7 protein-coding genes are annotated in these 12672 nt (G+C 59.8%); 4 read left to right on the top strand and 3 right to left on the bottom strand.

What is annotated here, in order from left to right; all coding sequences use genetic code 11:
• Positions 1-15: 15 nt before the first annotated feature.
• A complete protein-coding gene (locus HUU46_09490) occupies positions 16-1263 on the bottom strand; it encodes a PQQ-like beta-propeller repeat protein (protein ID NUM53862.1) in 1248 nt (415 codons plus the stop codon).
• A 414-nt stretch (positions 1264-1677) separates the two neighbouring features.
• Between HUU46_09490 and HUU46_09485 the strand changes: the two genes are divergently transcribed.
• Positions 1678-3342, top strand: coding sequence for a hypothetical protein (locus HUU46_09485; GenBank protein NUM53861.1), 1665 nt, complete (start codon positions 1678-1680; stop codon positions 3340-3342).
• Between the two features lie 7 nt (positions 3343-3349).
• Here the strand turns inward: HUU46_09485 and HUU46_09480 are convergent, their stop codons facing one another.
• Together HUU46_09480 and HUU46_09475 are read right to left on the bottom strand one after the other, a co-directional pair.
• Positions 3350-5794, bottom strand: a complete 2445-nt coding sequence (locus HUU46_09480) for a sulfatase (protein ID NUM53860.1) — start codon at positions 5792-5794, stop codon at positions 3350-3352.
• A gap of 207 nt (positions 5795-6001) precedes the next feature.
• Positions 6002-7735, bottom strand: coding sequence for a hypothetical protein (locus tag HUU46_09475; protein NUM53859.1), 1734 nt, complete (start codon positions 7733-7735; stop codon positions 6002-6004).
• Between the two features lie 339 nt (positions 7736-8074).
• On the opposite strand from HUU46_09475, the gene HUU46_09470 reads away from it, so the two are divergent.
• From HUU46_09470 to HUU46_09460, 3 genes are read left to right on the top strand one after another with little or no spacing between them, the layout of a single operon-like run.
• Positions 8075-9850, top strand: a complete 1776-nt coding sequence (locus HUU46_09470; GenBank protein ID NUM53858.1) for an exo-alpha-sialidase — start codon at positions 8075-8077, stop codon at positions 9848-9850.
• Positions 9837-11531: an exo-alpha-sialidase gene (locus HUU46_09465; GenBank protein NUM53857.1), complete on the top strand. Its 1695-nt coding sequence runs from the start codon at positions 9837-9839 to the stop codon at positions 11529-11531. The genes HUU46_09470 and HUU46_09465 overlap by 14 nt, the downstream gene beginning before the upstream one ends.
• Positions 11531-12649 (top strand): exo-alpha-sialidase, encoded by a 1119-nt coding sequence (locus tag HUU46_09460; protein ID NUM53856.1) that lies wholly within the window; start codon positions 11531-11533, stop codon positions 12647-12649. The genes HUU46_09465 and HUU46_09460 overlap by 1 nt, the downstream gene beginning before the upstream one ends.
• The last annotated feature ends 23 nt before the right edge of the window (positions 12650-12672 follow it).

Here is a 12672-nt window from a genome sequence, read left to right as displayed (position 1 = left end):
AATGCAAAAGGCGGGTCACTCCTCAATGCGATACAGGTGTGTCTTCGTGCGGAGCAGCAGGGCGTTGCCGATGACCGCGGGCGAGGCCCACAGGTCGCCGTCAAGCCGATTGACTGCCAGTTCGCGGTACTCGCGGCCGGTCGCGATGACGGTGGTCGCGCCTTTTCTCCCCGGTATATAGACGCGATCGTTTGTGGCCAACAGCGACGCCCAATAGTCGCCACTCGACCGCTGCGACCACACCTGCTCGCCCGTCGTTGCGTCCGTGCAAATCAAGGTGGCGCCCTCGCTCATCGTGTAGAGCAAATCATCGACAAGCACGGGCGACGATTCGTGCGGCGCATCTTCGAGCATCCTCCAAACGACATGGGTGTCCGTCACGTCTCCCGCCCCGCCCTGCTTAATCGCGAACAACTGTGTCGCGCCGGGAGAACCACCGGTATTTACGAACAGCAAACCGTGTCCGGACACGATGCGCGAGATCGTGCTGTCGTCCCGGTATCGCACACGCCAGACTTCTTTTCCGGTGCGCGGTTCGTGGCCGGTTACGAGCAACGCGCCGTTGCTGATCAACTGCGGTTCGCCATCTATGTCGACAATCACCGGCGTCTGATACGACTTTTTGTACACGCCCTGTATGGCGTCCGTGTACAGATCGGCCGGCCGGTCGTACCGCCACACCGTGTCCCCCGTCATCTTGTTCAACGCCGCCATGAATTGGTTGTCGGTCCCCTCGACGGTAACGATAACGAGGTCCTCGAACAGGATCGGCGAAGAGGCCGGGCCCTGCATGTGATCGCAGTTCAAGTCCGTTCGCCGCCACAGGACTTCACCGGACGCCGTGTCGATGCCGGCCGTGCCTGCGGAGCCGTAATGGACGTAGACACGGCCTTCCTCGATCGCCGGCGACGGCGACGCGTAAGTATTGTGGGGGTTTATCCGCTGCGGCTCCTGCACGCGGAACACTTCGATATCGTGGACGATGTTCCCCGATTTACCGTCAATGCAGACGGCATAGAGTACTGTGCCGTCTTCTTTCGCGGTGGTGAGCCAGACTTGACCGCCCCACACCACGGGAGTCGAATGGCCCAAATCATGGATGGCCGTCTTCCAGACGATATTTTCCGTTTCCGACCAGTGGAGCGGAAGCGCCGCATCGCTTCGCCCGTTTGCCGTCGGGCCTCGCCAGTCCGCCCAGTCTTCGTTAGCGATCGCCGAACTCGTACAAAACGCGACACCAAGTACCAAGACACCGAACCGCATGCAGTAGCTCCGCGCCATTCCGGCGAATTGCGTTTACGTTCAATTGTGGCAATTTGCGGCGCATTCCGCACTTGCGAACGCAATAATATCGTATATGTTACACTACGATCACTTGGCTTTCGGACAGTAAGGTGGTGTCCAAGCCAATTCCACTGTAATCGATCCGAACGCTGGCGCGCCCGAACCAATTAGCTGCAATCCTCCGATCCGTTACCTATCAGCACCGGGGCCGCGAGGATGGTTCGTGCCGGCCATGAGCTTCGTCGCACGACTGGCCCAGATTCGTCGTATGTAATGGGGCCTGTCGTCACGGCCAAGGCAACGCATTCGCTGGGAACTACTTCGTCTATACGGGTCTCATTCGACGGAAGTAATCGATCGACAACGTTTAGCCGTTTCATACAGGAGATACAGTTGAGCATCTCGAATACCGGGATTCGGCGGTGGGCGCTCATGGCGTTCGCCGCGCTGATCGGAGTGGCTGTATTCGCCGTCACGCAGACCAGTTACTGGCTCGTTGAATCAAGCGCGCCCGCCAAACATGTTCCCGCAGGGCTGGTGTCCTTGGCGATGGACATCTTTAGCTACTACTCGTTCATATGGCAGGCCGCTGACGGACATTGGGTCTTCAACAACGCCATGACATCCGAATCATGCGATCGCGTCTTTGTGAATCTCCAATGGCTGGCGTTGGGCAAGTGCATGGCCTGGTTCGGGTGGACGCCAACGATCACGTTTACGCTTTGGCGGTTCGCGGGCGCGATGACCTTAATCATGGGGTTTGCGCTGCTGGCGGCGCAGGTCTTGCCGCGCACGTCGCAACGCGTCATGGCGCTTTTGATGTGCGCGTTCGGCGGGGGCTTCGGCTGGGTCATCGCGATACTTGGCGATCAGGGACTGCTAGACACCAGCGACACACTTGGACTGAAAAACCCAGCGATGGATCTAATAACTCCCGTGCACCCGTTCGGGCAGATTCTCAAGAATCCCCATTACAGTTTGCCCCACGGAACGTTCCTGTTATTTGTCGCGGCGTTTATCCAGGGCGAACGCACGGGCAGGGCCCGGTGGTACGCCGCCGCGGCCGTAATCGGCGTCGTTCAAGGTCTGGTTCGCCCCTATGACGTCATCACGATTTGCGCGCTGGTTCCCGCGTATATTGGCGTCGATGCGGTACGAAATCGTTCGCTGGCCCTTGGCGTTACCCTAAAGCGGACGTTGCCACTGCTCGCGTGCCTGCCGCTCCTTATCTACTTCTACTACATCTTTTCCATCCATTCCGTGTTCAAGTGGTGGGCGATCCAGGGCAAGCAACTGCCCACGCCGGCAACGTGGCACTCATTGGGTCTCGGCGTCGCCGGAATCCTATTCGTCTATCGATTGACCCAATACAAACGACTTCCGCTTACAGACCCTGCTGTTCGATTTCTCGTGGTGCTCGCGGTGACGATTCTCGCGTTGTATCACAGCACCCACATATCGGATGCGCTGTCGTTCTCGCCCCAGATCGGCATACCGGTAATGGCTCCTCTGATACTGGTCGGTCTTGGCGCATTGCCCTATCTGCGCGAGCGGTGGTTCAACAACCGTCCCAGAATGTGGGTCTCCGCATTATGCGTGTTTGTCGTCGTCAACTCGCTCAGCAGCCCGCTGTTTGTCTTGTGGAGCGCGCGCATCGGACACGCCACACCGCGCAATTACGCGCGTCAAACCGATCTCGATGCGATGGATTGGCTCAAGAAGCACGCGGGCGAAACGGACGTTGTCCTATCCAACGACGTCATGGGTGGGCGCATTTCATTCAATGCTGGAACGCGGGTAGCCCTCGGTCACTGGGCCCTGACGCCGCATATAAAGTCGCTGAGGAAACGGTTCGGCCGGCTTGTGTCGGGCGACCTGTCGAACCGGAAGGCAAAACAGTTCATTGCCGAAATTGCGCCCCGCTTTATCTACGTGCCCAAGACGGCGCGGACCGAGCGCCCGCGCTACTTCCGCCACAATCCCGATCTGCAAATCGTATACTCCAACGAGGACGTTGCGATATACGAGTTGCGTCCGCGGCTGGCGCTGGCACGTTGACGGACCATCAATTCTCCGTCGGGGGCTTTTTGGATTCAAATTGGATATCGCGGCTGTAACCCAATGCATTTAGCGCCTTGATTTCTTCGGGCGTCAGCTCCGGCGCTTTCGTACCCGTGGCCGGTTCTGCTTCGTGCCATACGAAGAAAGTTGGTTTGTCCACGGCGGCGGGCAACAGGGGTTTCGCCGGCGGCGACGCCGGGTCGAGTTTCGCCGCAAATTTTCTCCCTTTGACGGGATTGGCGTCGCCGAGCATCACGATGAACGGTTTTGTGGCGGAGATTCGCAGCGAGACCCGTTCGTCCGGTGCACTCGTGCGGAGCAGCAATTCCTCCCGAGCCAGCACTCCCATATTTGCAGTCGCGGTGTGTTTGTCCCATTTGACGGGATCGTTGTGACTGACCGAACCGCCGAGAAGCAGCTTTACGGCCTCGAACGAATCGCCGGTTGTCGCGATCACAGAGCCGTGCCAATTGCGCGCAGGGCGCATGAACGCGATGTGCCAACCCTGGCGGTTCTCGACGAAGAATTGCTCGGTGAGTTCGGCCAACCGCGTCCGCTCGGTGGGATTCTGATCCAAGACGTCGATGCTCTCCGTGGGATCGTTCGCGAGATGATACAACTCCGCAACGCCGGTCTCGATATTTTGCAGGTATTTCCAGTCGTTGTTCCGCACGGCGACGATCGTTTGGCGCCGGATGTACGCCCACGGCGCAGGCTGGCCTTCGCCCTTAATGAGCGGCAGTAGGCTTTGTCCGTCGCTTGCGGGCGCCGCAACACCCGCAACATCGAGTATCGTCGGCATCAAGTCCACGAGCTGAACCATCTCGCGGATTCGCTTTCCGCCGTATTCGCCGTTTGGGAACTTAATCAATAGCGGAACTCGAGCCGCACCCTCGTAAACGTGTTCGTGGACGAACTGATTGTGTTCGCCAAACTGTTCGCCATGGTCCGCGGTAACGATGATCAATGCGTCGTCATATCGATTCATAGCCTTGAGTCTTGCGAAGCATTCGGCCAATCCCGCGTCGACGCCGCGAATCGAATCGTCGTACATCGCGATCATGTGGGCAATGTCCTCGGGTGACAGCACATCTTCCTTGCCACACGCAGCAATCAGATGGTCGGTCGGACTTGGACGGAACCGCTCCCGCAGCGTTTCCGGTTCCAACACGTCTTTCGCGAAATGCAGAGGCGTGTTGGGAGGGGGGTAATACGGCAGATCGCAGTTCTCGCATTGATCCAGGCCGTATTTGCTGTGCAAATCGTAGTTGTGGAAGAAGAGAAAAAAGGGGGTGGCCGTATGGGAATCGAGCCACGCATGGACCAACCCCTTGGTCTCGACCATGTCCCGGACCAACGTTGGCGTCGAATACGTGTCAAATCCGTGCGCGATTCCGCTCGTCGGCGACATCCAAAGTCGATAACCGGTGAATCCGCCCGTGAAGTACCCCGCATCAGCCAGAGTTTCCGGCAAGGTCTGTACGGATTCGGCGAGGTTGGTGCTCGCATTCACGCGATGGCGCGCGGGGTACAGGCCGGTCAACATGCTCGTGTGCGCGGTAAGCGTCCACGTTTCCGGCGTGATCGCGCTTTCGAACAGGACCGCTTCTATTGCGAAGGCGTCAAGGTTGGGCGACGTCTCGCGTTCGTAGCCGTAACACGAGAGATGGTCCGCGCGCATGGTATCGCACGAAATCAAAATGATTGGCGTGCGCGCCGTTTCGCCGCTTCCAAAAACGATTGGATTCCCCCACACTGCGTAATCACCGTGCGCGGAACGCCTGGGGTCTACGTCGAACAACAGCTCGATCGTCTTGCCCGCGTAAGGCTCCAATGGCGCGCGCAGCGCATGCCACTTTCCCCTCTCCTTTGCGCCGATCGGTTTTTCGGCAAACGTGATCGCATTTCCTGAATTCTCGCGCGCGCGAACGCGAAAAACCGCTCCGTCGGACTTCGCGGCCCCAGAATCAAGCAAGGCTACATGGGCTTCAAACTGTGCGCCGGGCTTGACAGCGACGGTCCAGACCGCCGGGATTGGGTCCACCGATTCCATCGTTACGTTGCCCAATGTGATCCGTTCTGGCCCATCGGGTGGTGTACTGGTTAGCGTTATCGATTCGACCTTGAATTCTTTCCCCGGTCCAACCACGCCGACTGCCGTAATTGGGGGCACCCAACCGGCGGCGTCCTGCCCCACCAGCGCAATCGCGTATTCATGCACCTCATCATCGCCCACGACCGTGAAGGGGACGCCGGGATTCTCCGCGATGCCGGGTTCAACCTCGTTCTGCCAAACGAAAGTGAAGCGTCCGGGAATGGGCGAACTCATCCGGATCCGGCATTCGGTGTAGTCGTTTGCCATCGCAGGGTCGATGCGGTGGGTGATTCGGGAAAAGTAGTGTCCCGAAGGCTGCGTGAAGCGTTCGGTCTTGAACCAAGAGTCCTTCACTACGATGGGTTCGGCCCTGCTATTTCGCCGTGCGTCGATTACGAGTGGCGCCAACCGCAAGAGAGTTTGGGATTCGGGGCTGGCGTACACTGCTGGCCCGTTGTGTTGCGTTGGACCCGAATCAGGCCGAGAACAACCCGTCATCACGAGGCAAAGCGTTGCCGCGGCGCATGCCAGAGATCGCATATCCCATAACGATGCCATTTGCTACCGGGGTGGCCGCGTTTCGAGAGCGCCGGCAATGAGACTCGCAACGATTTCGTGCCCTCGGTAGTAGAGATGCGAATCGTATCGCGGCGCGTAGACGAACTCACGCCGCGCCGCGCCATCCCGGAGTGGAGCGGTCGCGTCGATGAACGGAATTCCCAGCTCCGCGCACAGCGCCCCGGCGCGCAGGGCGAACTCGTCAGCCGCGTACCAATCGCCGCCGGGTACATAATCCGTCAATGACGCGTCCGCGCTGAACCGCGAGTACGGACCGTGCACGCGCAACGCTATGGGGAGATACACCACCAACAGCCGAATCCCATTCGCCTGACATAACACGTGGCCCCGGCGCAGCATTTCGGACGTGACCATCCACCCTTGTGGACTCGATTCATCGATGTGCGGAGCGTATTTGTAATCGAACCCAACCTCGGTTACGCCAAACTCCGCGGAATCGAACGTTCCTGTCAAGCCCAACCGTTCGCGCAACTGCGCACGTTGGTGCAACGCCACGTCAACGAGTTGCGCAAGTTTGAGGCGTTCGATCCCTTGCTTCGGCTTGGGCGGATTCGTTGGGCGGCGCAAGACGATGCGAACGTCGTCTGTCTGCGCGGATGTCGTAAACACCAGGCTTACATTTGTCCAGTCGCTCGTCGCAGAAACTCCGGGGGTGAATCGAGTTAACTTAAGCTTATTTTGGGTCCGCTGTTGCACCTCGAGCCGTGCGGGGCCCAAGACGTCTTTCGTGCGAATCCTTCCGGTAAGCAGGTAGCTTGTCGCGGGTTTCAAGTTCTTGGCCGTTTGCGCTATGTTAACGTTTGCATACGCGGGAGCCTGGACCTGTAACGCGAACGCGTTCTTGCGCGCGCGCTTCCCCAGAGACACACGCTGGACCTCACCGCGAAACGCGGGCGCGGCTTGCCACTGGTTCTCCCGGACCTCTTTCTCAAAACCGCCGTTCCGCAGCAGGTCCTGCCCTATGGCGTGACGTTCGGCAAACCGATCCGGCAGATTCAAAAAAGGCGCCGCCCGGTAATACCAGTCGTCGCCGTCCGGCGGGGGCGCCAACTCGCGCAGTTGGATGTCGTCAAACCAGAAAGTCCCCATTTGGAGCCAATTGGTCGCCGCGGGCAGCGTGAGTGTTTTGAACCCGCCGTTGTAGTACATCTGCGCGTCTCGAATGTCGTTGCCTTCGAACAAGGTCCACACGATTGTTTTCGGCCCGTACGACAGCGCGTATTTCCACAGCACGGCGAGTTCCTGTGGAGGCCCGTAGCCTCCCCGGCCCAGGTTCACGATGGGCACGCCAAGCTTCTGTTCGACCAACTTCGGAAACGTCTTCTCCAACGGCATCGTGGCGCCTTCGGTGAATGAGTCGCCGATGAACGCGATCTCCGCCGACTCGATACCGGGCGGGTTGCGGAACCCGTTGGCATCGGTGTTGTACGCGACGGCCGGCGCGAAGCGGTCCGGGTACGGCTTGCGGTGCCATGCAAGGTTGGGCTTGCGCACGTACCCGAGCAGTTGGTCGGATTCGGTCCAGACCGTAGACATCGCCGCGTTGTGCGAATAATCGGCGGCTCGAAAGTTCGTAATGCGAAGATAGGCTTCGCCCGCGGCGAGGGTCGCACTGAAGGCAACAAGCATGAGCGTGCAGTTCACGACAATTCCGCGAAGCCTTCCGTGTTCGCGGCCGCGTTCGGTGTGAACTGCGCTGGTCGTAACTTCAGCCACAGGGACTCCTTCTCGTCGATACAATCGGATACGGTACGAAGTCACATTCGCTGCGCCAATCGAAAAGTTCCGAACATCGTGTCTTGCGGCGCAAGGGAAAGCACCCGCCATGCAGCGCGTCAGTATGCCTCGCAGCGTTTACAAATAGAAATGCTCGCTTTCTGCGTGCAACCCCGCAATGTTGACGCGCGGGATACCATGGCGCGGGCGTCAATTGGATTCAATGCTTGCCGAACGGTCGGCTGCATCGTTACAGTCAATGCGATTCTTGGCCGGCAATAGGAAGGACGGGCCGGTCTCCGAGTGCAGATCGGAGGTCACCGGGCGTCGCAACATCGGGTGGACAGGTTGAGGACCACGCGCACTCTACTTCTCTTCTGTAGTCTTATTACGTGGTGCGGCTGCGTCGTACTCGCCGCACCGCCGGAAGTCATAAAGCCGCAGGCGCCGTTGTACACCGTCGTGCGTGGGGAGCATGGGGTCATTCTGCTCACGAAGAACGGCGATCGATTTGAAGTAATCTCCACTGTCGAGCAGGCCCGCGCGTGGAGCGGCGACGCGCCAAATTTCAAGGTCCCCGCGGGCACGCCGCCGTCCACGCAGTTGCTGCTGGACTCGTCCGGCGTCTTGCACGCCTTCTCGTTGAAAGCTCGCGGCGACGGGCGCAAACCCGCGGTCGATTTCTTCATTGACTTGTGGCACAGCCGTACCGAAGACAACGGCGCGCGATGGAGCGAGTCGAAACCGTACTTCGAGGGTTATGTCGGCGACGTACTCGATTTTGATCAGCTCCCGAACGGGCGCATCGTCGTTCCGTTCGCATATTGGGTTCCTGGATTGGAGGACGGCCCACCGGTCGGATCGAACCGAACTACATCGGTTGTATCGGACGATGGCGGAGCGACGTGGTCGAAGCCGGTGTCTGCGCTGACCTCGCCGTGCTATCCCGATCACAACGGCAGTAACAATGGCGCAGTCGAACCCGGCATTCTGCCGCTGCGTGACGGGCGTATCTGGATGCTGATGCGCACGCAAGCAGGTTTCTTGTATCAGTCGTTCTCGCGCGACGGCGTGAACTGGGCCGAGGCCGCGTCGTCGCGGTTCCATTCGTCATCGGGCCCGCCGAGTCTCTTGCGATTGCCCGACGGGCGCATCGCCGTGTTCTGGAACAACTGCGAGATGCCCCCGCGCGAGCAGGGACAGGGCGTGTATGGCGGGCGCGACGCGATTCACGCCGCGATTTCCGATGACGAAGGCCGTACGTGGCAGGGTTTCCGCGAGTTTTATCGCGACCGCCGCCGCAATGAAACGCCGCCGCACAGCGGCGATCGCGGCACCGCGTATCCTATCAGCGGGTCGTCGAAGGACGGCAAGATGGTGGTGCTGGCCGGACAAGGCGGTTCGGGCCGCAACGTGATTTTTATCGATCCCGATTGGCTCACAGAGACGCATGCATCGGACGATTTCAGTAACGGCCTCGATGCGTGGTCGGTGTTCAAAGAGTTTGGACCCGCGTCCGGGTGGTGGCGCGACCGCTGTCAGGGTCCGGAATTGATCGACCATCCAACAAAACCGGGCGCCAAGGTGATGCATGTCCGCCGCCCGGACGACAAGCACCCGGACGCCGCGGTATGGAACTTTCCAAACGGCAGGAGGGGCGTGCTCTCGGTCCGGCTTATGCCGCGCGAAGGATTCGGCGGCGGCAACCTCGCGCTGACGAACCGCTTTTTCAATCCCAACGATGTTCGCGGCGATTCGCTCGCCATGTTCAGTCTGTCGCTGCCGACAGACGGTCTCCTGGGCAAAAAACCGGCGCTCCGGACCGGGACGATGCACACCATCAAACTTGCATGGGACATCGACCGGCACCGCTGCGACGTGCGCGTGGATGGCCAACAGGTAACATCTCTGGCGTTGTTGAATTCGACAGATAACGGCGTGAGCTATCTGAGACTGGCATCGACTGCTGCTGAAATCGACCCCGCCGGGTTCATCGTCGAATCGGTAGACGTGGTCATCGAAGAAGCGCGGACGCTTCCCGGCGAGCCGGGAATCGACATTCCACCCGAATCGCCATCGCCCGCAACGCACGGAGTACGACATGAATCTCCCTGAAATCGGTATTCGCGTGGCGTGCATCGCGCACGTTGCGCTGGCTGCAATCACGGCAGTCGCGCAGCAATCTCCCGCGCCGCCCACATCCATTGCCGAATTCCAGGAAAAACCGGTGATGGTGCAGCTCAAGGACGGAACACTTGCCGGCTATTTCGTGCGGACGGAAACGGACAAGCAAATTGTTACGGTCCGAACGTCGGGCGATCTCGGCGATACATGGTCTGAAGAATCGCCTGTCCTGGAAATGTCCACCGAGCCCGGCTACTACAATCTCCCCGAAGCGCTCGTCGATCGCGACGGCGAAGTGCATCTGTTCTTCATCAATGCCGCGCGCACGGTACAGGCAAGCGGTGGTGAGGAGAATAGACCCAAAACCGGTGACTGGCGCGACAGCCGGCTGGACATCTGGCACGCGCGCTCGCGCGACGGCCGCACGCGATGGGAAGCGCCGAAGAAGGTGTGGGAAGGCTACACCGGCGCGCTGAATTCCGTCATTCAAATGGATTCGGGCCGCATTCTCCTGCCGTTCTCGTGCCTTACCAAGCGCACGTGGGCCAATCGAGGCGACGGTCTTGCCGCATTCACCTTCTACGGCCAGTTCGATTCGACGTTGATCTATTCCGACGACGGCGGCGACACATGGACCTGGCCGGACGTGCGCCTGAAAGTCCCCACGCCCGACATCGTTGCCGCTTACGGCTCGGTCGAGCCCGTAGTCATTCAACTGAAAGACGGCCGCGTGTGGATGTTGATCCGCACGCAACAGGGCCGCTTCTACGAATCCTTCTCAAACGACGGCGCAACCTGGTCCGATCCGATGCCTTCCGCCATCGTATCATCCGATTCGCCCGCGGGCATCGTACGGTTGACAGACGGGCGCCTGGTCTTGTTCTGGAACAATTGTCAGCGGTATCCATATGCGTATGGAGGAAGGCAAGTGCTGCACGCGGCAATATCCGATGACGATGGCGCGCACTGGCAGGGCTACCGTGAAGTCGCGCGAGATCCCCTTCGCAACGAACCGCCTCCGCCCGGCGGTGATCACGGCACCGCCTATCCGTTCCCGTTCCCGCTCAATGACGGCCGATGCGTGTTCGTCACCGGACAAGGCTACGGGCGCGTCCTCTGCAAAGTTGTCGACCCCGCATGGCTCCTTGAAAAACAACAGCGCGAGGATTTCTCCACAGGCCTCGAAAACTGGTCCGTCTTCGGCACAAAAGGCGTCGAACTTACCGAAGACCCACAACGCAGCGGCGCAAGAGTACTGTCCATTCGTAAAGTGGAAAAAGGTTGGCCCGCCTGCGCCGTCTGGAATTTCCCCGCCAATAGCAAAGGAGCATTAACGATTCGATTGCGCGCCAAGCCGAATTTCCAAAATCTTACCGCCGGTATAACCGACCACTTTTCGGCTCCGTTCGATTACGAAGACCGCTTCAACAATCTCTTCACAATAAATCTCGGTCCGATCGAACTGTCTCAAGACAAAGCGCACACGCTCGAATTCCGTTGGGACTGTCTGAAACGGACCTGTGACGTGAGCGTCGATGGCGCTGTTCTAGCAACTCTTCCGCAAACGCGTTGGAGCCTTACCCCATGCTATTTGCGGCTCCGCTCCGAGACGGAAGACACCAACGACGGCGGCGTGGAGATTCTGGAAGTCTCCGTCGATACTGCATCGTAATGCCCACCGTTCGTATCGAAGCCACGGGCTACGTCTACCGCAATCCCGCGCCGAACGTGTTCGCGCGGCAGGCATATTTTCCATCCATCGTCCAACTTCCCGGTGGCGCGCTCCTCGCATCGTTCGACATGGGCAGCGCGATGGAGAACAGAGACGTCCGCACCTACACCTCGCGTTCGGACGACGGCGCCTCGTCGTGGTCCCCGCCCGCGCTGATTTACGACCCAACCGACCTCAAGTACCCGGCATCCACGCTCGGGCGCATTTCGAAATTGTCGAGTGGCTCGCTTGTGGCGGTCGTTCTCGTGTGCGATCGATCGCGGGTGAGCGAAGGGTTGGCGAACGTCCAGACCGAAGGCTACGTCGAAACGCGCTTCGCCACGTTGACCTCTGACGACAACGGCCGCTCCTGGACCCAGCCGCGCTGGGTAACGCCGCCAATGGACTGGAACGCCTTCGAGATTTGCTCGCCGATTGTCGAAACGAGACCAGGCCGCTGGCTGTTGCCGACGTCTGTCTGGCGCCGTTGGAACGGCGATTGCGCGCCGGGCATGAAAGCTGTCGCGTTTGTGTCTGACGACGCCGGCGCGACGTGGCTACATTGCGCCGAAGTGTTCGACCTCTGGGATAACACCATCACCGCATGGGAGCAGAAACACACGCAACTGTCCGACGGCCGGTGGCTTGTCGTATGCTGGGCCTACGACTACGCACAATCGAAGAGCGCGCCGAATCGCTATACATTCTCGCTCGATCAGGGCCGCACATTTGGTCCGGCCCATGTTGCGCCGATCGCGGGTGAAACGTGCACGCCGTTTGCGCTAACGGACAACCATGTACTCTTCGTGTACCGGCGCGTGGACGAGCGCGGCCTGTGGGCGCAGCTCGCGCGGTTCGAGGACGAACGCTGGATTCCGTTAACCGACGAACCGCTCTGGGGCGCCGGCCGCGAAGCGTACACGCAGAACTCCGCAAATAAAATGGAAGAAATGAGCACGCTGCAGTTTGGCTATCCGCAGTGCGTACGGCTCGGCGACGGCTCGGTCCTCGTCGTGTTCTGGTGCGTCGAGCGGTGCGTGGCGTGCATCCGTTGGCTGCGGCTCCGGGTTTCGCAATGAACAATAGGCAGCGAGGACGAATA

Source organism: Candidatus Hydrogenedentota bacterium, assembly GCA_013359265.1.
In the GTDB taxonomy this organism is placed as follows: domain Bacteria; phylum Hydrogenedentota; class Hydrogenedentia; order Hydrogenedentales; family SLHB01; genus JABWCD01.
The sequence above is the reverse complement of the archived record's forward strand: the minus strand, read 5'-3'. Positions and strand labels throughout refer to the sequence as shown.

Coding starts and splice junctions, on each gene's coding strand:
- HUU46_09490 (NUM53862.1), bottom strand. CDS start 1,263: ATGCGGTTCGGTGTCTTGGTACTTGGTGTCGCGTTTTGTACGAGTTCG.
- HUU46_09465 (NUM53857.1), top strand. CDS start 9,837: ATGAATCTCCCTGAAATCGGTATTCGCGTGGCGTGCATCGCGCACGTT.
- HUU46_09460 (NUM53856.1), top strand. CDS start 11,531: ATGCCCACCGTTCGTATCGAAGCCACGGGCTACGTCTACCGCAATCCC.